Annotated in this window: 18 protein-coding genes; 12 read left to right on the top strand and 6 right to left on the bottom strand. The window is 40.2% G+C overall.

Annotated features, from left to right (window positions below; translation table 11 throughout):
• Positions 1-245 precede the first annotated feature (245 nt).
• The 4 genes from MHH76_RS18975 to tagD form a co-directional block, all read right to left on the bottom strand.
• Positions 246-3,872, bottom strand: a complete 3,627-nt coding sequence (locus MHH76_RS18975) for a CDP-glycerol glycerophosphotransferase family protein (RefSeq protein ID WP_023857180.1) — start codon at positions 3,870-3,872, stop codon at positions 246-248.
• Between the two features lie 465 nt (positions 3,873-4,337).
• On the bottom strand, positions 4,338-6,458 hold the full coding sequence (locus MHH76_RS18970) for a CDP-glycerol--glycerophosphate glycerophosphotransferase (RefSeq protein ID WP_023857181.1): 2,121 nt from the start codon (positions 6,456-6,458) through the stop codon (positions 4,338-4,340).
• A gap of 111 nt (positions 6,459-6,569) precedes the next feature.
• Positions 6,570-8,612: an alpha-glucosyltransferase N-terminal domain-containing protein gene (locus MHH76_RS18965; protein WP_023857182.1), complete on the bottom strand. Its 2,043-nt coding sequence runs from the start codon at positions 8,610-8,612 to the stop codon at positions 6,570-6,572.
• 133 nt (positions 8,613-8,745) lie between these two features.
• Entirely contained in the window at positions 8,746-9,135 is a 390-nt protein-coding gene (gene tagD, locus MHH76_RS18960) for a glycerol-3-phosphate cytidylyltransferase (protein WP_023857183.1), read from the bottom strand.
• Positions 9,136-9,534: 399 nt separating this feature from the next.
• Between tagD and MHH76_RS18955 the strand changes: the two genes are divergently transcribed.
• Complete coding sequence (locus tag MHH76_RS18955; protein ID WP_025810693.1) at positions 9,535-10,314, top strand: WecB/TagA/CpsF family glycosyltransferase; 780 nt, start codon at positions 9,535-9,537, stop codon at positions 10,312-10,314.
• A 19-nt stretch (positions 10,315-10,333) separates the two neighbouring features.
• Entirely contained in the window at positions 10,334-11,470 is a 1,137-nt protein-coding gene (locus MHH76_RS18950; protein WP_023857185.1) for a CDP-glycerol--glycerophosphate glycerophosphotransferase, read from the top strand.
• Positions 11,471-11,539: 69 nt separating this feature from the next.
• Here the strand turns inward: MHH76_RS18950 and galU are convergent, their stop codons facing one another.
• On the bottom strand, positions 11,540-12,418 hold the full coding sequence (galU, locus tag MHH76_RS18945) for a UTP--glucose-1-phosphate uridylyltransferase GalU (protein ID WP_023857186.1): 879 nt from the start codon (positions 12,416-12,418) through the stop codon (positions 11,540-11,542).
• 161 nt (positions 12,419-12,579) lie between these two features.
• Here galU and MHH76_RS18940 point away from each other — a divergent pair, with 161 nt between their 5' ends.
• A complete protein-coding gene (locus MHH76_RS18940) occupies positions 12,580-12,873 on the top strand; it encodes a hypothetical protein (RefSeq protein WP_075213841.1) in 294 nt (97 codons plus the stop codon).
• Between the two features lie 42 nt (positions 12,874-12,915).
• Here MHH76_RS18940 and MHH76_RS18935 read toward each other — a convergent pair whose 3' ends face one another.
• Positions 12,916-13,842 carry a LytR family transcriptional regulator gene (locus MHH76_RS18935; protein ID WP_023857188.1) on the bottom strand — a complete coding sequence of 309 codons (927 nt, stop codon included), beginning with the start codon at positions 13,840-13,842 and terminating at the stop codon, positions 12,916-12,918.
• 195 nt (positions 13,843-14,037) lie between these two features.
• Here MHH76_RS18935 and MHH76_RS18930 point away from each other — a divergent pair, with 195 nt between their 5' ends.
• The 9 genes from MHH76_RS18930 to MHH76_RS18890 all read left to right on the top strand — a co-directional run bounded on the left by MHH76_RS18930 (position 14,038) and on the right by MHH76_RS18890 (position 24,769).
• Positions 14,038-14,352 (top strand): hypothetical protein, encoded by a 315-nt coding sequence (locus MHH76_RS18930; RefSeq protein ID WP_023857189.1) that lies wholly within the window; start codon positions 14,038-14,040, stop codon positions 14,350-14,352.
• A 629-nt stretch (positions 14,353-14,981) separates the two neighbouring features.
• A complete protein-coding gene (locus MHH76_RS18925; protein WP_025810695.1) occupies positions 14,982-16,469 on the top strand; it encodes a cell wall-binding repeat-containing protein in 1,488 nt (495 codons plus the stop codon).
• A gap of 265 nt (positions 16,470-16,734) precedes the next feature.
• Complete coding sequence (locus MHH76_RS18920) at positions 16,735-17,394, top strand: exopolysaccharide biosynthesis polyprenyl glycosylphosphotransferase (protein ID WP_023856406.1); 660 nt, start codon at positions 16,735-16,737, stop codon at positions 17,392-17,394.
• Between the two features lie 23 nt (positions 17,395-17,417).
• Positions 17,418-18,857, top strand: a complete 1,440-nt coding sequence (locus MHH76_RS18915; protein WP_020453131.1) for an MOP flippase family protein — start codon at positions 17,418-17,420, stop codon at positions 18,855-18,857.
• 22 nt (positions 18,858-18,879) lie between these two features.
• Positions 18,880-20,058 carry a glycosyltransferase family 4 protein gene (locus MHH76_RS18910; RefSeq protein ID WP_020453130.1) on the top strand — a complete coding sequence of 393 codons (1,179 nt, stop codon included), beginning with the start codon at positions 18,880-18,882 and terminating at the stop codon, positions 20,056-20,058.
• A 198-nt stretch (positions 20,059-20,256) separates the two neighbouring features.
• Positions 20,257-21,588: a UDP-glucose/GDP-mannose dehydrogenase family protein gene (locus tag MHH76_RS18905; RefSeq protein WP_095292153.1), complete on the top strand. Its 1,332-nt coding sequence runs from the start codon at positions 20,257-20,259 to the stop codon at positions 21,586-21,588.
• A 17-nt stretch (positions 21,589-21,605) separates the two neighbouring features.
• Entirely contained in the window at positions 21,606-22,535 is a 930-nt protein-coding gene (locus tag MHH76_RS18900; RefSeq protein ID WP_020453128.1) for an NAD-dependent epimerase/dehydratase family protein, read from the top strand.
• A gap of 63 nt (positions 22,536-22,598) precedes the next feature.
• Positions 22,599-24,053, top strand: coding sequence for an O-antigen ligase family protein (locus MHH76_RS18895; RefSeq protein WP_020453127.1), 1,455 nt, complete (start codon positions 22,599-22,601; stop codon positions 24,051-24,053).
• 41 nt (positions 24,054-24,094) lie between these two features.
• On the top strand, positions 24,095-24,769 hold the full coding sequence (locus MHH76_RS18890) for a hypothetical protein (RefSeq protein ID WP_035337789.1): 675 nt from the start codon (positions 24,095-24,097) through the stop codon (positions 24,767-24,769).
• Positions 24,770-24,790: the final 21 nt, after the last annotated feature.

The following is a 24,790-nucleotide window of genomic DNA, read 5'->3' as shown; positions in this document are numbered from 1 at the left end:
TAGAGTTAAAGTTTTGTCTTTTTTTATAGCACCGCTCATTATTGTAACAGATCACGCGCCTTTTTTCACTTTTGACATCGACTCAAAATCGCATTTTCCAGTATATCCAGATTAAACCGATTCGAAAAATTTTTTTGTCAACCATTATCATCTTTCTATACAATTTGCTAATTCTTTTTAGCAATTGCTGTTTCACAATATCTACTATAATAATTAAAATGTTGAGGCGTTCGCCTCAACATTCGTTAACTCAAAACTTTATAGAAGGAATTCATAGCTGTTTTATTATATTCAATGTAATCAAAAGACTGCGAGCTATCAACAGGTTCGGTTCGTACTTTAACTAACCCTTGTTCAAGTCCGGTAACGCTGTCTTCAACTAAAGTTCCGTATTTTCCGTTTTCTAATACCGTTCTATTTGCAACAATATCAGTCGCCAAAATTTTCATTCCTAGCGTCATCGCTTCTAGTAATACCATCGGCTGTCCTTCATAATGGGAAGACAGAACAAAGCAATCGCACATCTTCAAAAAGCCGAATGGGTTGTCTAGCTGGCCAACTAGATATGCATGCTCTTCCAGATCCAAATCGGTTATTAATTGTTGAAGATCTTTTTTTAAAGGGCCTTCGCCTAAAATATATAACTTACTGTTTGGATAAGTTTGAACATGTGTATGGAAAGCCTTGATAAGGTTATCCTGAGCCTTTTCTGGAGAGAGTCTCCCCATATTGACAAAATTAAAGTCGCTTTCTGATGGATAAGGAATTAAAGTTTTTCCAACCTTTAAGCCGAGAGGTTCAATTTTCTCTAAAGCATTGCGCTCTATCCACCCTAGCTCTCTATCATGGTAAATAACTTTGCAATAGGTACCGTGCTGTGTTGTTGCCTCTTCAACGACTTTTACTTCTTCATGATTGAATTTTTTATAATCATCTATTATACTGCAACCTTTTACATCATATGGCTTGTTAAAAATATATTCCGTGTCACCTAAATTGATTTGTGCCTCATATTCTACTGGCTTCTCCTCTATAATGACTGTCTCGTCTATAGTTTTAAAGGCATTACAGTCCAGCCACCCGATGACTTTTTCATCTATTGAGAAAAGATAGTACGTGCCTTCTTTTGTTTTATGACTCTTGATGACTTTTGCAATTAAACCGTTGAACTCTTCAGCAGTCGATATTTTTTGGCAGCCATTATTGGGATACGCCTTAGACCAAATCATGTAGTCTTCTCCACTTGTTATCTTTGCTAACAAGTTCAACGCTTTTTCCTCTAATGTTCTGTTGTCCAGCCCTTGGATGATATCAGAATGTTTTTTGTAGTTTTTTTGTTTAATCTTATTCTTTTCCTTATTTATAATGGACTGCTGTTCATCCGCACATTCACTATCCAATTCATACTCTTTTACAATTTTCAATGCTGAACTGTCAATCCATCCTATCAAAACATCATTAATGTATATTCTGCTATAGAAAGAGTGCTGTGTTCTAACCTCTTTGTCTACCTCAACAATAATTCCTTTATATTCTTTGCTCGAACTTACTTTTTCAACATCCAAAACTTTGTATGGCTTATTCCAGATGTCGTTTCCTTTGGGGTGCTGAATAATCGCCAGTCTATTCACTTCTTTTTCAGTCAATATACTGTCCGGCAATATTTCAAGAGCACCTTCTTCCAGCCACCCGATGGTACTGCCGTTGATACTCAATTTATATAGTATTCTTCCGTCATTTGTATGGGCTTCTCTTAATATCAAGACTTCCTCATTTTCAAATTCCTTAGCTGGAGTGAGTCTGGTATTTGCCTTATCAATTAAGGTATTTACAACAAAGAAGCCATCGGCGTTTACAATCTTTGCTCTTGCTTTAAACCTTTTATTATCCACGATGTCAACATGATTCTTAGATCCATTCTCATGGGGGTTCACCGACGTCACAGAATCTGATTCAGTATGCTCAATCCCTAGAATTCTTTCGGGATTAATAGAGTTCATAATATAATCAAAATGATCCTCATCAGCATAAATGGACAGATTTTTTTTATTTAGTTCCATTGTTCCTTTTGAAACACTTACCAATTTGTCAAATTTGTTATAGATCGAGAATAGCCCTCTTAAATTGATTCTATGCGGTCGACGCCCGTTAACTAATCTCTCACTATCCGATAGAAGATCATTGTGCATATAGCAAATTTTCTTTTTTGCATCTGCGCAAACTAAGAATTTGGCCCAATATAAACTGTAACCACTAAAATCGATGACATAATCAAATTTAGATTTTCCAAACAGTCTTTGGTGCTCTCTTACATAAGCATCATTTGGATACAGCTCTTTAAGTCTTCCCTTTGCACCCCTATTATGAATCAGTTTGTCTTTGTATACCTCTGATAATGTATAGACAGGCAAACCAGGTTTAAATATGAATCTGACATTTTTATTCACCTTGTCGATATTATTGAGCACTTCTTTCTGATGGGGTGTTGCCATAAAACAGCTCACATCATATTTTTCAAAATCGATGTTACTCATTAAGTTAATGAAAGAAGTCGTAATACCGTTATTCTTCATTCCGCCGGGGTATATGAGAATCTTTTCTTTTCCTTTATTCAGATCTTTTATCACATTTACTTGCCCGCTATTTTTGAAAATCTTATCAACAACTCTTTTTGTAACATTTCCGTCGTCATAATTTGTAAATTTGGCTTTACTTTCCTGATATTTTTTTTCAAATTCCGAACTCACTTTATTTATATCTTCGATTGCCTCTGTTAGTTCCCTAACGTTATATAAAACCGGACCCGGAAGGTCTTCATTTTTTATATACTTTCCTCTTTGTTCGTTGTAATCATCTGCATCCCACATGTAAAACAAAATTGGTCGGTTGGTAACGAGAAAATCAAAAAATATGCTGGAATAATCTGTTATCAGTATATCAATAGTACTTAACAGCTGATTTGTATCCACAAAATCTGGAACAAGTTTTCCTTTAAGTTCTTCTGATTTGACAGCCGTACTATATAAGAAAGGATGAACTTTTATAAGAATATTGTATTCAGCACCAATTTTGTCTTCCAGATAATTCATGTCTGCTACGATTTGAAATACATCATTTTTTACTTTTGAAACACTTGTCCCTTTCCAGGTAGGTGCGTATAAAATTGTTTTCTTTTCAGTCTCAATCTGTAAATCCAATTCCTTCAGAAACTTTTTGAAGTTTTCAGGAACTGTATTAAGTGTCAAATCAATTCTTGGATAGCCTTCTTCAATAATCTCGCCTGTGTACAACCCTTTTAGTTTATAACTGTTGACAAACATATTTGTAGTATGTTTATTGGGACTTAATAAATAATCTGTACTGATAAAATTCCTTACAACATTTTGCGAATGCGCGGGATTCCCCGGAATATCAAAACCCATGCTTTTGAGCGGTGTTCCATGCCATGTATTGATATATACTTGTTCTTTTTTACATGTGAAAAATGACTGAAAAGTTGAGTTGTTAATCAAATATTTTACTGAGGCTAAGTACTTTAAATATTGTGTTGAATTTCTTTTAACAAATTCAACATTCGGCATATCTTTATACTTCGAAATAACAGGTTCAAGTGCATGAAAGTCTTCTACTGACCAAATATGCTTGTAATGCTTAAATTCCGGATTTTTTGTTAAGTATTTAAAAATTGCAAAAGGGCTGTCAGTAATGCTCTTTCCATCACGGCTTTCGTATAATATTGTGTTATCAATAACATTCAGCTTTTCGTAAAATTTAGCATACTGATTATTTCTTCTATGATTTGTTTTCTTCATATAGTTTTCGAGAGGATCTTTAATAAATTTGACTTTTCTTTTCAAAATTTTTTTATTCATTCGTTCTCGTATCTCCTTGCTTCTTCAAAATTACAGAGGTATTCTTTATATAATCTTCATGTCATTAAATTAAGCATTTGCTGTAATTTTTCACACCTTAAGCATTTATGTGCCCTCCAACCCTTATATTGATCTATAAAAACATCTCAGTATAGAATGAAATTTGCATATGATGATGATTGGCAAGAAAAAAAGAAGTAACAAACATCACTTCTAATAAAAAACTGCAACTTTTAAATTCAATGTAAAGCACATAGTTAGTATTTCGCTATTTTGAAGCCGGATTTTTTGACTATTGAAGATCTTTATGGTAGAACTTATAATAGCATAAGATTGTTTAAAAGTTAAGACTATTTATTTTCCCGACAGTTATTCAAAGGCTAACTGATCAGTTTATGAATGTTCCATTATTTTTTTATTAACATTCAGGTTGAAAGCCACTGTATTATACAGTGGCTTTTTTTACTACTTAAAAATCTTCTCTACTACTTTTTCAGACGATCTGCCCTCTTCCAAGTAGCAAAACTTCTGATAAAAAGGCTCAAATACATCAGGCAGGTGATAGCCGGGTGCTTCCGTTTCCTTGATCTTTTCAAGGACGGCATCCGTCGTTTTGACGAGCGGGCCTGGAGCTTCTTTTTCAAAGTCAAAGTAAAAGCCGCGCAGCTTGTCGCGATACGTTTCAATGTCGGGAACAAAGAAAATCATCGGACGCTTCAAATTCGCAAAATCAAAGAAGACGGAAGAATAGTCCGTGATCAGCAAATCAGACACCATGTAAAGCTCGCGGATGTCCTCATAGGATGAGAAATCGTATGCAAAACCTTGGTATGGCTCAAGGTCGAAGTTTTCGGCAACTAAGTAGTGCATCCTGAGGACGATTACATAGTCATCGCCAATTTCCTGTCTCATTTTCGCCAAATCCAAATCAAGGTCAAATTTGTATTTTCCTTTTTTATAAAACTGATCATCACGCCATGTCGGCGCATAAATGATCACTTTTTTGTCAGCCGGCAGCTTCATTTTCTCTTTTAATGAACGAACCGTTTCGGCATTGTTGTCCGTGTGGAGAAAATCGTTTCTCGGATAGCCTGATTCAATCATCGTTTTATTGAATTGGAATGCACGGGCAAAGATTTCTGTAGAATATGCGTTCGGTGAGATCAAATAATCCCATTTTGCTGCTTCCATAGTGAAATTCTTTTTGTAATTTTCCGTGTTGGTGCCAGGCATATGCACTTCATCCATATCGACAGCAAGACGTTTCAGCGGTGTGCCGTGCCATGTTTGAAGATATGTGGTGTGCTTCGGCTTTGGAATCCATAAAGGCATTCGGCTGTTTACAACCCAATATTCGGCTCTTGCCATGGCAAACAGCCACTTCAGGGTAAACCTTTTGATGTAAGGAATGCCTTTTTCCTCAAAGATATCCGTGTAATCCCGATTTACGCTCCAATACATTTCGTAATCCGGTTTGTTCTCTGTCATATATTCGTAAATTGCGCGCGGATTACAGCTGTACTGCTTTCCGGCGAAACTTTCAAAGATAACGGTCTTCTTTTTCACTGGCAATTTTCCAGCCAGTCCAAAGGTGAAATAATACGCTTTTTTCAAGCCGTTGCCTATCTTTTTCTTTAGCTTGTTTTTTCTTCTGCGGAAAAAGGAAACAGTCCGGTTCTTTTTCCCAACAACGAAATAAACAGCCCTTGTTTTAAATGTATAATCATTCATTCTTAAGCGCATACATCTCTTTTTCTTTTGCGGGTAGACATGAAAACGCGCCGGACCTTTTTCCGTTTCAATGACTGTAAACTGGCTATTTTGCGGGTTCGCTTTGTTTTTCAGCATTAGCGGTTTTGTTCTCTTGATAGCTTTTTCGCCCGTTTCAGGGTCTTCACCGATAAATTCGATGTGAAACTGGAACATGACAGGCATAGCGTTTTCTTCATAAAGCTTTTTGAGATTAATGTGCACCTTAAAGTTTGCTGTTTCATTATCCTCTAATGGGTATTCGAAAACCTTTTTCTCTTCGGCGTCACCGACCTCTTTTAGAATAAGGCATCTTTGCTTGGCAGTTGCCTTTCCATCCTCATTTAGCAAAAAAGCGTATCCTTCAAGGGTGAGTTCTCCATCAGTGTTTAAATCGATATCAGTTATTTCAGCAACTGTTTTTTTGGGCAGAACTTTTAACGAGAGATTTCCTTTCTTGGTTGTATAAGGAAGAAAAAATACCTGCTTTTGCTCATCCCATTTCCAAGATAGTTCAATTGGCTGAAACTTCGTCTGTATTCTTTTCTTTAAAAGGTCAGCTTCCGCTTCACGGATTCCTACGTAGAAGTCGATGCATCCTTTGTCTTCGACGTGTTTAGAAAGAGCATCTAAACGAAGTTCCGCACGATATATTGCTTTTTCTTTGTCTATCCTTTCACAAAAAGCCGGCAGCTCCGCTTTTGTTTTGCGGTTCACTGCCAACAGACTGATATTATCGGCGGATACTGAATAATCTAAAGAGAAATCGAGGAGAAGCTGCCAACCCTCAATTTTCAGGTTTACTAATTTGAATTCTATTGGAACTTCCTTAACCATAAAATAAGTCTACTCCTCTTTTTTCAAAATCATCGACAGATAATCTTCTGATTATTATACATAAGATGAACTGAATATTCATCCCGTAGCAAACAGTTGTCAGGGATTACCTTAGGAGGGCATCTCCGAATCTGTTTGCAAAGTCCATGAATAGTTGCCTTTTACGGTAATATAAGGTTCAACTTTATATTTTGCCACTAAGAAAGGAGAGGGCATCTCTGTTTGGTCAACAGACAGCCGTTTTAATATTGTAACTTGTTCACGGTTGCTGATAGCCAAATAAAAATCAATTGTTTTAGTGTTATTTGCTCTGACTGTTTTAACATGAAAATGTTGATCAAGATCAATATTAAATCGGTAGACATCTGACCTTGAAACGGGTTTCTCAGGAGAAGAAGCGCATATAACAACCGCATTGTTTCTTCTGTCAAGCCCGACAAGCTTTAAATTGTAGCCTTCATCAACCTGAACCTGAGCCTTGAATTCAATGATCAAATTTGATTCATCTATTTTATGCTCTCTCACAGAGAACGCTTGTTTGCCTGGAAAAATCCCTTTTAATTCTTGTTTTTCTTTTTTGACCTCAATCATTTTTTGAAGCGCGTCAGACCAACGCTTCATATAATGTTTTGTCGTATACTTATCTGCTGTCTCAAATGCACACTTCGAAAATTTTTCATGAAGTTTTTCGTTTTTCATAAGCAAAACTATTTTTTCCGCAAGCTGTTCAATATTATATTTCTCGACGACGAAGCCGTTTTCATTATCCTTAACAAGGCTTCTTGCACCGTAGTCATAGTCGTAAGTAATAACAGGGCAACCGTTACCTAGAGCTTCCATATTAGAAAGGCCGAACCCTTCAAAATGAGATGTTGAAATTGTAAGCCACGCCTTTTGAAACTCGTTATCTGGGTTATTGGTATAACCTTTCAAAAAGACGTTTTTCTGCAAATTGCAACTTTCAATTTCCGCTTTTATTTTATTTTCCGCTCCGCCTGAACCGAAAATTTCCAATCTGGCTTCAGGAATTTCATCTACAACAAGCTTAAAAGCTTTAATAGCATGAGTCAGATTTTTCGATTCAACTAATCTTGAAATGATAACCGCTTTATTCTTTTCACTTTGGGTTTTTAAAACCTTTTTATCAAGCGATTTGTCCATGGTATGTGGAGTATAGAAGAATGTTTTATGCTCTCCGACTATCCTCTGGAAATCTTCTTTCTGCTCTTCAGTGATAAAAAACACGGCATCAAGATTATATAAATGACTAAATAATTCTCGGTAACGCGGCTTTACATGAAGTGGATTATCTCCATAATGTTTGCTGTGTATAATTGCAGCGTAATAAGAGGAATCTGCTTTCTTGACTCTAAATACATGTTTATCTTGCCGTCTGCTATCAACCAGGAAAAGCTTTGGGTGATCTGTCTCTAATTCAAGAACTTCAATCCAATGCCGCCGCAATTCTGATTCATCGGAAAACTTCAATACTCCATTTTCTGAATACCAGTTAATACTTTTCAGTTGAAGCTCGTTTTGACCTTCGATAAAATCATAATGTTTATCCAGATAAACATTATGATTATCATTAATAAATTCCTGGCAGTACAATCGGCCGGTCTCTGTATTAAAATAAGATACACGGCACAATAACCCTTGTCTCGTATACTCTTCTCTTTTAAATCGTTTTTTTTCATTATTCAAGTAATCTATACTACAAATTGATTTTCCATCTTCGTAAAAGTTATAGTTAAGGTTGCTTTTTTGTCTTCGGAAAATTTTGCTGAATTTAGCAAAAAAACGATTTTTATTGTGATTTTTTATTTCGTTTAAACTGGTTTTTTCAGAAAATAAGCGGCCATTAGTATTTTTGCTAAGAAAGTCATTATACATATTTAAAATTCGAGTGAATTTCGGGTGGACTTTCTCATTTTCATAAAGCTGTTTTTTTTTAGTTGAAAAATCTTTGTCAAATCCAAATGTTAAAAAGGTTGTAGGCGTCTGAGATAATTTTCCGAACAACTTGGAACGTAGCAGTAGCGACTTTGTCAATCCTCCATAATCGTGAGGAAGGTTTCCTGAAATAAAATAATAGGTCATATTAGGAATAGCTATTCCCTCATTCTTCAAGGGATCACTTTGTTTTTCGCCCAATTTTTTTCTCCCTTTCACTGTAAGCTGGCAATTCGAACTTCTCATTTTAATTCAACAAAAAGTACTTCTTAAAAAAAGATAAGAAGTACTTTTCGAAAGAATTATATAACTTACAGTGGCAAAATGCCAGAATTTATAGGCCGGCGATTTCCTCTTTGATTTTCGTTGTCGAAATTCCTTCAGTTCTTGGCAGGTAGACGACTTCACAGTGTTCTTTTAAGAAATCAAATTTTCCTTCCCAGTCATCCCCCATGACAAAAACGTCAATATCATGGTCGATGACATCCTGGACTTTCTGATCCCAGCTTTTTTCCGGGATGACTTCATCGACGTAACGGATGGTTTCCAGGATAAGTTTGCGGTGCTCATAGCTATGGTAAGCTTTTTTCTGTTTTTGAAGGTTGAATTCGTCCGTTGAAATCGCTACGACAAGATAATCGCCTAACTGTTTGGCGCGCTCCAATAATTTGATATGTCCCCAATGCAATAAATCAAACGTTCCGTATGTGATGACTTTCTTCATGTTAAATTACTCTCCTTCCTAATCTATAACTCCACAAACCACTATGATTAACTTTCAAAATTGCTCTATCCGAAAAACACGTATACTCTTCACTAAAAAATTTTTCCTCATGTCTTCACTGATCACTTATTATAGCACATTGCCTATTAAACGTTAAGCATTGTAAAAAGCAAATGAAATTCCAAATTTTGTTTTAAAATTTATCTCTTTTCATCTGATTTCTGAAGACAGCGTAAAAAATCTTAATCTGTTGTAAAGTTATTGTTAAGCTTTTATGAATCATCTATGTTAAAATATACGTTAGACCGATGGGATTTTTGGGCTGAACCACTTTCCTAAGACATTTTCATTTCGTTTAAACATAAATTTGAACTTTTAAATCGGGAGGAGGAGTTGATGTTGCAAACGGAACGTATTTATAACCTGTCATATGTAAACGCCGATTTATCCGGCTTTTTGCATCATCTTGAGAAGTCATACATTAATCGACGGGTTGGAGCTTATATCGCCACCGTCAATCCTGAAATCGGATATGCAGCAGCAAAAGACAGCAGCTACTGCGACGTGTTGTCAGCAGCGGATTTTATTCTGCCCGACGGAATTGGCGTCGTGATGATGTCAAAGCTGACGAATAAGCGATTAAAATCAAGAATTGCAGGCTATGATGTGTTTATCAACCTGCTGAAGATCGCCAACGACAAAAAGAAAAGTATCTTTTTGTACGGCGCGAAGAAAGAGGTCAATCAAGCCGTCGTGGACCGTATTTCATCTGAATACCCGGACATCACTATTGCCGGTTGTTCAGACGGCTATGCAAAGGACAAAGAAGCGATAGCTAAACGCATTGCGAAAGCTAAACCTGATATGGTGTTCGTAGCCCTTGGTTACCCGCATCAGGAAAGGTTTATTTGTAAATATAAGCATCTGTTTCCAAAGGCCATTGCAATCGGGCTTGGCGGAAGCTTCGATGTTTTCAGCGGCACGGTAAAACGTGCGCCGAACTTGCTGATCCGTCTGAACCTTGAATGGCTGTACCGACTCGTGACAAATCCCTCAAGATGGAAGCGGATGCTGAATATACCGAAATATGCTTTTACGGTTCTGAAAGAAGAAAGGGTTCAAAAACAGAGCTACTATCCTGAACAGGTAAAAGAGCAGTCAAAACAAATCGATGCATAGAAAGAGATTAGGTTGAATCATGAAGATACGTTCTTTGTTTGTCATGTTTTATTCGGGTGTTCTTTCGATGGTCAGCTTTATGCTGACATGGGTAAGGCCCCAAAACAGAGTTGTTCTTCTCGTTTCCTTCCCTGATAACGCAAGAGCGCTCCTAAATGAATATGAGGAAACGGCCTGTCCGTTTGAACTGGAAATGCTTTATACACGGCATGCGGTTTCCCTTGCAAATGAATATCCGTCTGTGTCATCATGTTTCATCAATGAAAAAAATCCTTTTCATTTGATGCGGGCCGTTTATAGCATGTTCAAAAGCAAATGTGTAATTACGGATAATTATTTTTTGCTGACAAGTGTGCTTCGTAAACGGCCGCAGACAAAGTGCATCCAGGTTTGGCATGCGAACGGCGCGCTGAAGAAGTTCGGGCTGGAGGATATCGGAAATTACCGCAGAACATCCGCAGATATCAAGAGGTTTAAAAAAGTATACGCCTCATTTGACTATATCACTGTCGGATCGGAAAAGATGGCGGACATTTTCAAGCGTTCATTCGGCGTTAAGGATGAGCACATATTGCGGACGGGAGTTCCCTTGACAGATCAATATTTTAAAGATGAGGCACGTCCTTATGAATCTTTGGACCAAAAAGCCATCCTTTATGCCCCGACATATAGAGACTATAATATGACAAGAGTGAAACTCCCTTTTTCAAAAGAGCAGCTCTCTGAAGATTTAAAGGGAGAATTTTTGCTTTTGGTTAAGCTGCATCCTGCTGTCCGTGAGAATATCAGACTTGAAGAATATGAAGGTATGATAAAAGACGTTTCAGACCTTCCGTTAAAGGATCTGCTACATGTAAGCGACGTGCTGATATCGGACTATTCCTCGATCCCTTTCGAGTACGCCCTGCTCGATAAACCGATGCTGTTTTACACCTATGATCTTGAAGAGTACGATAAAAAACGCGGTTTGATCGACGACTATGAAGCGGTAATTCCGGGAAAGGCCTGCCGCAACCGCGACATGCTTCTTAACGAATTAAAGAACATTCACCATACGTATGAAGAGGTTAAACGGTTTTCAAATGAGTGGAATGAGTATTCAAGTGGTGATTCCAGCAGGAAGCTGTTGAATTTTATTAATGAATTGTGCAGATAAGAATTAAACCGAAGTGTTTAGAATGCATTAAAAAACTGGCATAAGAGTGTGCCAGTTTTTTTGCGTTTATTATATTTCTTCTTTATTTAAAAGATTTTCTATAAAAGGAACAAGTTTAGTTTTAAGTTCAGGATCCTGCATGGCGAATTCAAGGGTCGTTTGAATAAAACCAAGCTTTTCACCGACGTCATACCGCCTGCCCTCAAAGTCATATGCAAAAACGCGCTGAATTTCATTTAATTTTTGAATCGCGTCCGTCAATTGGATTTCTCCACCTGCTCCAACTTCCTGCTTTTCTAGATACATGAAGATTTCAGGAGTGAAGATATAGCGGCCCAGGATTGCCAAGTTGGAAGGGGCAGTTCCCGATGTTGGTTTTTCAACAAAGTTCTTCACTTGGTACCGGCGTCCTTCTTTTGTGAGAGGATCGATGATTCCGTATCGGTGTGTTTCGTCTTCAGGTACCTGCTGAACACCGATGATGGAAGAAAGGGTTTTCTCATATTCATCCATGAGCTGGCGAAGCCCCGGCGTTTCGGCCTGAACGATGTCGTCTCCGAGCAAAACGGCGAAAGGCTCATTGCCGATGAAGTTGCGAGCACACCATACGGCATGTCCGAGTCCTTTTGGTTCTTTTTGTCTAATGTAATGAATGTCCGCCATATTGGAGGCTTTTTGAACCTTTTCAAGTAGCTCTTTTTTTCCTTTTTCCTCAAGATTACGTTCCAGTTCAGGCGCGTGATCAAAATGGTCTTCGATGGCGCGCTTTCCTTTACCGGTTACGATAATGATATCTTCAATACCGGAGTCGATTGCTTCCTCAACTATGTACTGGATCGTCGGTTTGTCGACAATGGGGAGTATCTCTTTTGGCATTGCTTTTGTCGCCGGTAAAAAGCGGGTTCCAAGACCTGCCGCAGGTATAATGGCTTTTCTTACTTTTTTCATTAATAAAGCACCTTCCTTAAAGTGGATGTGATCATACAATAAACTTTACCACAATTCGAGCATTTTCACACGTATCATAGAACAAAGCAGTTATTATGTTTGTTTAGAAAAAAAACGTTGATTAAATGGTTTATGTTGTTATAAGGTCCCGGCACAGGTAATTGCTTGATAAGGTGCTTGATGAGTTTCAAACTGGACCTGATTTTGTTTTGAATATCATTGAAAGAACAGGTGATATTGGCCGAAAAGGGGTAAAACCCGGAACGTTAAAGCTGGTCGGAACGAATGAAGAAGATGTTTGCGAACTGACAAAGCTGCTGAATAATTATGACGAGTATCAAAGAATGTCAAAAGCTTCAACTCCATACAGTGATGGAAACGCGCTGAAACTCATCGTTGGCGAGATTCTTTATCGTTTTGGGCTATCGGCCGGACAAGCTTCTTCCATTTCATGAACATAAAACGAGCTCCGCATGTTATGAGCGGAGCTCGTTTTGTTAATTCTTAAGCGCAAGGCTTTCTTTTAATTTTTTTGAAATCGATTCACGGTCGCTTTCGTCGACCTTATAGTAATAGATTCCGTCAATTTTGGTTCCCTGGCCTTTAAGTTGATGTTGCACGACCTTGTTTCGTGCCGATTTGTAGTTTGACTGAATATCCCACATATTGTCAAACGTAAGGTTTGTTTTCACGTTGTCTTCGATGACCTGGAACATATCGCTGAATTTCGTTACGGAAGAGATATTGGCCCCTTTTTTGATGATGCCTTCAATGACCTGACGCTGACGTTCCTGCCTTCCGAAGTCTCCTCTTGGATCCTTTTTTCTCATCCGGGTGTAAGCAAGCGCTTCTTCCCCGTTCAACGTGATTTCGCCTTTGCTGAATGAATGCCCGTCATAATTGAAAGCAAATGTGCTGTTCACCGTAATTCCACCGAGCGTATCAACAATATTCCTGAAGCTTTCCATATTCACTTTCACAAAGTAATCTACAGGCACGTCCAAAAAGTTTTCAACCGTATCGACGGTCATTTGGGTTCCACCGAAGGCGTAGGAGTGGTTAATTTTGTCCATCTTTCCTTTGCCGATGATTTCGGTGTACGTATCACGCGGTATGCTTACCATTTCTGTTGTATTCGTTTTTGGATTCACCGTCATGTAGATGAGGGAATCAGCCCGTCCTTTATCGCCTTCCCTTTCATCAACTCCCATGATTAAGACTGCGATTGGATCTTTGCTGTTAACATCCACCTGCTTGTCCCGTTTATCAGATTTTCCGATATCCTCATGAATGCTGGCGATGGTTGAAGCTGCTTTGTTCCATAGGTAGTAGGCATAGCCGCCTGTACATAAAACGAATAAGCCAATAATCGTTAAAATAATGAAAAGGATTTTTCTTTTCTTTTTTCTTTTTTCAGCTCTCATCATTTTCCTCGCTTTAAAGTTTTTATCATCTGATTTGATTATAAATTTTAAAAATAATAGAAACAACTAATTTTTTTCATATCTCTAGTTTTAATATTACAAGTAGATTAAATAGCACTTAAGAATGTTACAAAGAGGCGCTTCCTTCTATAAAATTATAAATGTTTGTCGATAAAAAACAAGAGGTGATGAAAAATGAAGAAATTTGCGGCATTTATGTTCTTTATGCTTCTTCTGGCCGGATGCGGTACTGCCGAACAGGCGAAACAAGGCGAGCAAACCGACCAGGTTCAAACGGATCAGGTTCAAACGGAGGACGGTACGTTCGTGGGACAGGCAGACACTCATACGATTGAGGTGAAGATAAACAACGAGCCTGTCAGCTTAAATATTGCCGGTGACTATGAAGGGGACATTGACAAATTTACAGACGGACAAAAAGTAAGAGTGACTTACAAAAAGACCGAAAATGGGCAGCTTGAATTAAAGAAAATCGAAAGTGAGAAATAAATTAAGTTTGTCAATGAAGAGTGACTTTTTGGGGTCTTGAAGAAAACGAAGCAAGCGATGCTGTTTACACTTTTTCATGATCTTGTTGATCACGCCTTCCGTTTCTTTCGCTACGAATTCATATCCGTTAAGCTGACCAACTATGTCAAGCCTGGATATTACAACTGTCGGAAATCACAAAGTGAGAGGCAGCAATGTGGCGGATACCAAACGGCTGTGTCGGCTTGTACATATTCGGTCAGGAAAATTGGAAAAAGGGGCGAATACAACGTATATCAAGTTTACGGCAGATACAGTTGTATTCAAACTCTTGCAAGGTCGTGAATTAAACGAAATGAAAGTACTGGAATCCTGATCATAGCGGTATATTCTTCAAGTTATGGGGGTTACACTGAGGCGAGCAATGAGGTAATGGGGCTTTAAAGTCCGTTATCTCATTGCCAAAAAAGTGGACCTGCAAAACGAGAGCCGGATCGGGGACTTCATATAGTTCTATTTTAAAATTCTATTATCCGAGAACGACTTTAACGAACTATTAAATTAAAATTCAAATCGGAAACAGGAGGCAGCCTCGTCTCTTGTTTTCCTTTTTATTGCCGAATGATTTGAAATATTTGGAGGGGAAGATATTGCGATCTTTATTAAAAGTCCTAACATTTAGTTTTTTAGGACTCATCCTTTTTATACCTTCTGCTCTTGCAGACAACACAGCAAACAGAATTGCAGGAAAAAATCGATATGATACAGCGGTGCAAGCATCAAAAAAAGGCTGGTCAACCGCCAGCACCGCAGTCATTGTAGGCGGAGGAGCTTATGCGGATGCTATTTCTGCGGCGCCGTTTGCCTATCAAAAAAATGCGCCGCTTTTATTAACAAATGCAAATAATCTGTCAAGCGAGACAAAATCTCGTTTAAAAGAATTAAAGACAAAAACCGTTTATATCATTGGCGGGACATCAACCGTATCCTATACAGTAGAAAATCAAATTAAAAGTCTTGGAATCACTGTCAAAAGAATTGTCGGGAAAAACCGGTATGATACGGCAGCAAAAGTGGCAAAATCCATGCCAAGCACTTCAAAAGCGATTGTCGCAAATGGCTTTTTGTATGCCGAACCGATAGCCATCATACCTTATGCGGCTAAAAATGGCTATCCAATCTTGTTTACAAATAACAGTACACTCAATAGTTATACAGCTGATGCGCTCAAAAGCAAAGGGATTAAACAGACATATGTTATCGGAGGAAATGGCAGTATAAACAGCACATTATATAAAAGACTCCCATCGCCGATCAGAATCGGAGGAGTAAACCGCTACGACATTTCTGTGAATATTGCAAAAAAGCTTACTCTAAATACAAGTAATACTTACGTCAGCAATGGGTATTCTTATGCTGACTCTATCGCCGGAGCAGCTCTTGCTGCGAAACAAAATAAAGCGATCATCCTGACAAACGGGGAAAATTTATCGAAAGAGCCGAGAGCTTTTATCGGCAATAAAAATATCAAAAACTTCTCTGTAGTTGGGGGAACTTCTTCTGTCACCTCAAAGGTTATGACCCAGCTTAAAAATCCGGCAGTCGGTAAAACGATTTTCATCGATCCGGGGCACGGGGATCAGGATCCTGGTGCAATCGGCAACGGTCTGCAGGAAAAGGACGTCAACCTGGATATTGCTAAACGGCTAAACAGCAAACTGAACAGCGCAGGAGCTATTCCGGTAATGTCACGGTCAAACGATACGTTCTATTCGCTTGAAGAACGGGTGAAAAAGGGCGCCAACGCGAATGTCGATCTGTTCATCAGCATTCATGCCAATTCATATACATCTTCATCACAAGGCACTGAAACGTATTATGACAAAACATATCAAAGCGCCAACAGCCAGCGGCTTGCTGAATTAGTTCAACCGAGGGTCGTCAGCGCGTTTGGAACAAGAGACAGAGGCGTGAAAACAGCAGGGTTCTATGTGATTAAGTATTCGAAAATGCCGAGCGTTTTAATAGAAACCGCTTTTATCACGAATTCGTCTGACGCAAGCAAATTAAAAAGCGTTACGCTAAAGGATAAAGCAGCAAAAGGAATCAATGATGCTGTTTCAGCATACTATAGATAAAAGGAGGGCTTGTGAGTCCTTTATGTGAAAAAAGGAGCCGAACTTCGGCTTCTTTTTTTATATATTGAAATATAGTATGATTATTCCATTAATTCAACAAAAAGGAGCGGACAGTGATTAATGTTTAAAGAAAAATAAACAAACTTACCGAAAAATCACACAATTAATACTCTTTAACAAGCCCTTTACAATGGGTTTACGTTCATATGCTACACTGACGCAGAGATCACAAAGAAGAACCAAACCAATCGTGAGGTGTATGTCAGTGAGTATGGACAAAAGCTTAAGAATGTATAATGAATACTCAAGCCAGCATATCTATTCTTGTGCTCTATCTGAAAAAGCAGTGCGATATTTGAATATCAAACGGGCAATGGATATCGTCCTATCACTCATCGGTCTCGCCATTACACTGCCGGTGATTCTGTTATTCTGTATTTTGATTTCTATAGAGACTCCTGGATCGCCTTTTTACCGCCAGGAACGCGTTGGAAAAGACGGGAAGCACTTTAAGCTGATTAAATTGCGTTCTATGAGAATTGACGCAGAAAAATCCGGTGCGAAATGGGCGCAGAAGGATGATCCGCGCATCACTGCAGTCGGGTCTTTTATAAGAAGAACAAGAATCGATGAACTTCCGCAGTTGATCAATGTTCTGGCCGGAGATATGAGCCTTGTGGGACCAAGGCCTGAAAGACCGATGTTTACCGCTCAGTTTCACCATGAAATTCCGGGATTTAAAAACCGCTTAATTGTTAAGCCTGGGTTAACGGGACTTGCACAGGTAAACGGAGGCTATGATATCGGTCCGAGAGAAAAATTGGTGCACGATCTGTATTACATTCGGAATTTAACGTTTCTTCTCGATTTGAAGGTTATGCTGAAAACGATTAAAGTAGTATTAACCGGCGAAGGAGCCAGATAATACGAGGAAGTTAGGAATATGCTATGTCTACCATTACGAAACAAATATTAAGCGGTGCAAAATGGACAAGTGTTTCAACTTTGATCGTCACGGTCATTCAAATTATACAGTTTGCACTGCTCGGCAATATCATGACAATTGCCGAATTCGGTTTGGTCGGAATGCTGACCACCGTAACGATTTTTACACAAATTGTACTCGATATGGGATTCGGGGCCGCTTTAATTCAAAAGGAGAACATCAGTGAACGCCAATTATCGACCTTATATTGGCTGAATATCCTAACGGGCATCCTTTTGTTTATCGGCCTCTTTTTCCTGAGTCCGTTCATCGCAGACTTTTATCAGCGGGACGAACTGGTTTTTCTTGTGCGGATTTTGGCCGTCATGTTTTTGATCGCCCCGGTCGGCCAGCAGTATCAATATATGCTGCAAAAAGATCTGAAGTTTAATGTGCTGAGCAAAATAGAAGCGGGTGTCACCGTTTTGTCATTTGTGCTCCTGCTCGTTTTGGTTTTTCTGATGGATCCGATTGTGGCCTATGCATTGTCACAAGTTTTTCTTAATTCGGTTAAAGGCATCATGTTTTTTGCTGTATATTTAAAAAAATGGCGTCCATCTCTCGTCTTTGCGTTGGGGGAAGTGAAAGAATTTTTCTCGTTCGGCGCGTTTCAGCTCGCTTCAAGGCTTGTAAACAGGCTTGGCGCCAATATCGACATGATTTTGATCGGACGGTTTCTCGGTGCGGAAGCATTGGGAATCTATAACCTGGCGTATCAAATTATTACGATTCCCGTATTAAAAATCAATCCGATCGTGACACGGGTAGCGTTTCCCGTCTTCTCAAAGAATCAAGGGAACAATCAAACGCTGCGCGAAGGCTTTTTAAATATGACAAAGCTTCTCTCGCTGATTTCATTCCCGCTTCTGATCGGACTGATGACCGTTTCAGATTTATTTATTGAAGTCGTCTTCGGAGAAAAATGGCTGCAGGCCGTACCGGTTCTGAATATCCTCGCGATTGTCGGGCTGCTCAGGGTTTTGATGAATCCGAACGGATCGGTTTTGCTGGCGAAGGGGAGAGCAGACCTGGCATTTTATTGGGACAGCGGGATCATGCTCCTTTACGGGCTGTCTCTTTATGCGGCGGTATTAACGAATGATTTGACGATCACCGCCTGGACCTATGCAGCGATCAGCCTGATCAATTTCTTTATCGGCAGATGGCTGCTCAAATATGTCATCCAGCTGAAGATGGGCGAATATTTCAGAACCGTTGGAAAACCGCTGGCCTTGACACTGCTCATGGCATTGCTGGCTCTTGTCTTGAGCGTCGGCAGCAGACATCTGCTTCACGGCGCCATGCTTCAGCTGGCAGTTTCCGTCGGAATCAGCGGAATTTTTTACGGTTTTCTGGTCAGTAAATTTTATCGGCGGGCTATGAAGATCCAATTAGGAAGATGACAGCAGAAAGGGCGTTTCATCATTGAAGGTTCTTTGGATTACCAGTGTTTATCCAAGCAGTCAAAAACCGGGAGAAGGCGTTTTTCATGAAACACAGGTTCAGGCGCTGCAGATGCAGGGCGTTGATGTGGCGGTCATATGTCCATCACCTGTGAACCCTGCTCCCCTCAGGCTGCTGAAAAAAAAATACCGTCAAGCACGAACAGTCCCGGAATATGAAGAAAGAAAAGGCATCCCGGTCTACAGACCGCCGTATACGGCTCTGCCTGGACAGCTAAAATGGGCACAGCCGCATCGCCGGATTGCAAAGTCTGTATTGAGGACGATCGAGAAGCACGGGCTTGCGCCGGATCTTATCCATGCCCATTTCGCGATGCCATCCGGGGGTGCCGCTGCCGTTGTTTCACAGAGGCTGAAAGTTCCTTATGTTCTGACTTTGCACGGAAGCGATGTCAATATTTATCCCCATTACAGCAAAGGTGCATTTCGAGCATTTGAAACAGCTGTGCATTCCGCGGCAAAAGTTCTGGCTGTCAGCGATGAGCTGAAAGCCAAAACAAAAGAAATGACCGGTGCTGAATGCTCGGTTCTTCCTATCGGCGTCAACCTGGACCGGTTTCAAAAACCCTCCGCTTCAACATTTGAATTGAGGGAGAAATTCGGCCTGCCGAAAGACAAAAAATTGCTGACGTTCGTCGGCCGCTTGGTGAAAGGAAAAGGAGTAGCCGAGCTGGCGGAAGCGGTCAAGCAGCTTGATGACAGCTACAGAGCTGTGTTCATCGGCGACGGACCGGAGAAGCAGCACATTCGTCAAACCGCCGGTGAAAAAGCGATATTGACGGGGCAGGTCGCAAACCATGAGATATCAGAATATCTGGCTGCATCAGATCTGTTTGCGCTTCCTTCGTATTCTGAGGGGATGCCGACTGTCGTCATTGAAGCGCTCGCCCTCAAGGTTCCGGTGCTTTGTACGGCGGTCGGAGGGGTTCCGTCTTTATTCGGAAAACACGAACATCTGCTGATTAAGCCGCGCTCGGCTTCCAGCATAACAGAAGCTGTCAAAGGTTATTTGGAAGGCGCGAATTGGCAAGAAGACATCGCTGAAGAGCTGTATCAAACGGTGCACGATGATTATGACGCCTTTAAAAATGCCGGCAAGTTGCTGGATGTGTATGGAGATGTTGCCGAGAACAAAAATTAAGTTGGGATCTGTCGGTTAATATGCGCATGAGTGTTGAATATAATACTGTTTAAACCCATTTATTTGCGTCTAAGCTAATAAAAATAAGAATTGGGAAAACGGAAAACCCAGATTTTTTCAATAGAAAAGAGATAAAGATCATTACCTAAATCAAGCTATTGGATTTGAAGGGTCAGCTGAAAGAAGGGAATGATAATGTTGAAAAGAATCGCTGTCATTGGAACGGGATATGTCGGGCTGGTGTCTGGAACTTGTTTTGCCGAAGTGGGAAACTCGGTTGTCTGTTGCGATATTGATGCAGAAAAAATAAGAGGACTCTCAGCAGGAGTGATGCCGATTTATGAAAACGGCCTAAAAGAACTTGTGGATAAAAACGTAAACGAAAATCGCTTATTTTTCTCTACTGATATTCCCAAGGCGATTGAAGAAGCAGAGATTATTTATATTGCAGTCGGAACACCGATGTCGGAAACAGGGGAAGCAGACCTGACATTTGTCAAATCTGTTGCCGAAATGATCGGGAAGCATCTGAACGGCTATAAAGTCGTCGTCAACAAAAGCACTGTCCCTGTTGGAACAGGAAAGCTCGTACAAGCCATTATAGAACGCAATTCAAAAGGGGAATTCCCTTTCGACGTCGTTTCGAATCCGGAGTTCCTTCGTGAAGGAACAGCTATTTACGATACGATGAATATGGAAAGAGCCGTCATCGGTGCGACAAGCGAAAAGGCTGCTGCGATTATTGAAGAGCTCCATAAGCCTTTTCAAACGAAAATCGTCAAGTCTAACCTTGAAAGTGCAGAAATGATTAAATACGCTGCAAATGCATTTTTGGCTACAAAGATCTCGTTCATTAATGATATCGCAAATATTTGCGAAAGGGTCGGAGCTGATGTATCAAAGGTGTCTGAAGGTGTCGGACTGGACAGCAGAATCGGCAATAAATTTTTGAATGCCGGAATCGGCTTTGGCGGCTCTTGCTTCCCTAAAGATACAATGGCTTTATTGCACATCGCGAAGTCAGTCGGCTATCCTTTTAAAATGATTGAAGCCGTTATTGAGACGAATCAAAAGCAGCGCGCCCACATTGTGCAAAAGCTCCTTGATGTGTTTGGCGATTTAAACGGCATGACCATTTCGGTTCTTGGGCTGGCATTCAAGCCGAATACAAACGATATGCGCTCGGCGCCGTCTCTGGATGTCATTCCGATGCTGAGAGGCCTTGGTGCTCATATTAAAGCATACGATCCCATTGCAATTCCGGAGGCAGAACGCTTATTGGGAGATCAGGCCATATACAGCAACGATTTGTATGATACTGTAAAGGATACTGATGCTTGCCTCATTTTGACAGATTGGCCACAGGTTAAAGAAATGGATTTTAAGAAATTGAAAACATATTTAAATCGTCCTGTTCTAATTGATGGACGTAACTTGTTTAAACTTGAAGATATGAGAAGAGAAGGATTTATTTATCATTCAATTGGCCGCCCTGGAGTACAGGGAGAGAAAAGCTTAACAAAAGTATAAAACGAGGGGTGTTATTAATGGAAAAAGTACTAGTGACAGGCGGATGCGGATTTATAGGCTCGCATATCGCTGAACAGCTTCTGAAAGAAAATTACCGGGTTTCAATTCTTGACAATTTAACTACGGGACACCGCTCCAACATTGAAGGTCTCGCGGTTGACTTTTATGAGCAGGATATAACAAAGCCGGAAGTCATCGACGTCATCAAAAGCATTGATCCCGATTATATTATTCATTTAGCTGCACAAGTAAGCGTGGCGGAGTCTGTCAGCGATTTTTTAAATGATGAAAACATCAATATCAAGGGATCGCTCCATATCATTAAGGCAGCGGGTGAATGCAGCGTGAAAAAGATTGTCTTTGCATCATCAGCAGCTGTTTATGGAGATCCTGAATATCTGCCTGTCGACACTCGTCATAAAACAAATCCAGGCTCACCCTACGGGCTGACGAAGCTTACGGTGGAGAACTACTTAAAGCTGGCCTATGATCTGTATGGAACCGAGTATTGCATTTTGCGGTACAGCAATGTATACGGGCCGCGCCAGGACGCAAAAGGAGAGGGCGGCGTCGTATCGATTTTCTCCGATTTGCTGACAAGCGGCAAGGCTCCGGTGATTTTTGGAGACGGAGAACAATCGCGCGATTTTATTTATGTCGGTGATGTGGCTTCCGCCAACGTCAAGGCGCTCAAAGCTCAATCAAACGTTTGTTTAAACGTTTCGAACGGCTTTTCGATCACAGTCAATGAGCTGTTTGCAGAGATGAAAAAAGCGACGAACTCGGCGCTGTCTCCGATTTATCAAGATGAAAGACCGGGGGATATCCGCCACAGCACACTGTGTAATGAAGAAACAAAGAAAATTTTAAACTGGGAACCAAAAATGCCGCTCGCTGAAGGACTGGAAAAGACCATTTCATATTATAAAAAAGAAATGAATATGTAAATCACTGGCTGCTGGCTGATGTCGGCAGCCCTTTTCCAGAAAGAAGCGGAAGGAGGGGGAAAAATGAGTCTCAAACGTTCCGCGGTCAATGTTTTGGTTTGGCTCGCCGCATTGACCGCAGGGTTAGCATTCGTTGTATTGGCCCAGTCCAATGCAAAAAAAGTCTTGTTAGCATGTCTGATTTTGATTGCGCTGACTTTGATCATTGTGCTCCGGAAGTATTTGTCGTCCGAGCAATTGCTGATGCCCGTATTATATCTGCTTATCGCTGCAACATTTGCCAACAATGCTTTTTTTACGATTAAATTGGGCTTTTTCAGCCTGTTTCCATATCGAATTCTTCTGATTCTGGCAGGGTTCTTATTCATAGCGGAAATGTTGAAAGGCAGCCAGCACCTTGAAAAGTGGAAGCAGGTGCATGTTAAAGGCATTCTGATGTTTTTCACGTTTTGGTTCTGCTATGGAATGATTTCGCTGCTTTGGGTCAAGTCTGCTACTGAGGGCGTAAAATATCTGTTCCTATTGGCAATGGGAATGTTTTTTGTTTTTCTGATTGTTATGTTTTTTCAAAAAATGGATCGAATTCTCGCGTTTTATTACATATGGTTGGTCATGACCGTATTTTTAATGGTCATCGGGTTTTACAACCACTTTACATTAAACCACCTGCCGAGTTCGACCCTTTATAACGGGCCGCACTATAAACAGCACTATCCGACATCCGTCTTTTTCAATCAGAATGACTTTGCGACATTTCTATCCATCAGCTTTTTCTTTTATTTATCTTTTTTCAAAAACATTAAAAACAGCTACTTAAAAATAGCGGGGCTGCTCCTTGCGTTCTGTTCGGCCTACTTGATTTTCCTGACAGGATCAAGAGCCAGCATCCTGGGAATTATAGCCGGACTTGCCGTTTATGCATTTATTTTGCTGCCGAAGGTGCTTAAAAAATGGGCGCTCATCGCCGCAGCTGCAGGATGTATCGCTTTTGTCACACTGTTTGCAGGAAAGATCACCGGAGCTTTTTATACATACTTTTTGGCTCCGCAAACTACACACGATTTCAGCGAGCCGCTGCCATCCAATGTCGCCAGGGCAAACTTGTTGAAAAACGCCGGGCATTATGTGCTGGATACTTACGGATTTGGCGTCGGCGCCGGCAATGTACCTTATTATTTGGAACATCACGCATTGTTCGATACAGACCGGGTCGTGGAGGTTCATAACTGGCTCGTAGAGATCATGACGAATTTTGGAGTTGTGATGATGCTCGGTTATTTAACGATGTACATTTATTTAATAACTGTGCTTTACCGATATTATAAAAGATCGCTTGGAAAGCGGTACAAGCTTCTCATTGAAGGTTTGACAGCCGCGCTCGTCGCCTTCCTTGTATCAAGCATCAGTCCGAGTTCCGTCTCGAATCTATATTTCCATTGGGTGTTTCTCGCCCTTGTGATTGCGACGGTTAATACCTTTAGAGTCAGCGGAACGGATGAAACCGAACAGTATAGGTGATTTTTGAAAATCGAATTTAAAAACAGGGAGAAATTCATGTGATGAATTTAATCAAACGTATTGCTGGTAGAGTGAAAAAGTTTATTGTGGCGATTATTGCGCTTCCTCTTATTCTTGGTCTTGTCGGCTATTTTATGCCGAAGGGGAGCGTTGCTCCGTCCGATTACACGGCTACTGTAACGATATCAACCGGGAACTATGGAGAAGCGAAGTACAACAATGCAAAGCAGGTGCCGCTGCTGTTGAAAAACGAAGCCTTTTTAAAGGACATTTTCCCGGATATGCCGGAAGAGGATCTGGCGCAGTTGAAAGACGATCTGGCGATTGAAATCAGAACGGATTCACTTTTTAACTTAAGTTATACAGGGCCTGACAAACAGAAAACATTGGATACTTTAGGAAAAGTTAAAGATGCCTATATGAAAGGCGATAAGGCGCTGTTTTCAAAAAGGGAAGAAGTCATCGAAAAGAATATAAAGGCGCTTGAAGGCGAAACAGTCAGCGCTGATTCCAAAGTTGATAAACAGCGGTTTTTGTATGAGCTTGAAACAAGCAGGCTCGACATGAAGGCTGCTGAAGAAATTGAGCCTTTGATCGTGCTGGATAACCAGGCTGCCGGCATGTCGCCTAAAAAAAGAGCGGTATTAGGCGTACTGATCGGTTTAGCGCTGTCGTTTTTTATCATTGTCGTTCCGGAAGTATTCAGAGAACGTTAAATTTTTAATTGGGGATGTGGA

Source organism: Bacillus sp. FSL L8-0193, assembly GCF_037976065.1.
GTDB lineage: Bacteria > Bacillota > Bacilli > Bacillales > Bacillaceae > Bacillus > Bacillus paralicheniformis.
Note: the sequence above shows the minus strand (reverse complement) of the source record. Positions and strands in the feature narration are given on the sequence as shown.

Excerpts from the sequence above, each read along its gene's own strand:
- MHH76_RS18935 (WP_023857188.1), bottom strand. The coding sequence starts at position 13,842 with ATGAGAGCTGAAAAAAGAAAAAAGAAAAGAAAAATCCTTTTCATTATT.
- MHH76_RS18915 (WP_020453131.1), top strand. The coding sequence starts at position 17,418 with ATGTCTACCATTACGAAACAAATATTAAGCGGTGCAAAATGGACAAGT.
- MHH76_RS18950 (WP_023857185.1), top strand. The coding sequence starts at position 10,334 with ATGAAGATACGTTCTTTGTTTGTCATGTTTTATTCGGGTGTTCTTTCG.
- galU (WP_023857186.1), bottom strand. The coding sequence starts at position 12,418 with ATGAAAAAAGTAAGAAAAGCCATTATACCTGCGGCAGGTCTTGGAACC.
- MHH76_RS18970 (WP_023857181.1), bottom strand. The coding sequence starts at position 6,458 with ATGGTTAAGGAAGTTCCAATAGAATTCAAATTAGTAAACCTGAAAATT.
- MHH76_RS18895 (WP_020453127.1), top strand. The coding sequence starts at position 22,599 with ATGAGTCTCAAACGTTCCGCGGTCAATGTTTTGGTTTGGCTCGCCGCA.
- MHH76_RS18930 (WP_023857189.1), top strand. The coding sequence starts at position 14,038 with ATGAAGAAATTTGCGGCATTTATGTTCTTTATGCTTCTTCTGGCCGGA.
- MHH76_RS18975 (WP_023857180.1), bottom strand. The coding sequence starts at position 3,872 with ATGAATAAAAAAATTTTGAAAAGAAAAGTCAAATTTATTAAAGATCCT.
- MHH76_RS18900 (WP_020453128.1), top strand. The coding sequence starts at position 21,606 with ATGGAAAAAGTACTAGTGACAGGCGGATGCGGATTTATAGGCTCGCAT.
- tagD (WP_023857183.1), bottom strand. The coding sequence starts at position 9,135 with ATGAAGAAAGTCATCACATACGGAACGTTTGATTTATTGCATTGGGGA.
- MHH76_RS18890 (WP_035337789.1), top strand. The coding sequence starts at position 24,095 with ATGAATTTAATCAAACGTATTGCTGGTAGAGTGAAAAAGTTTATTGTG.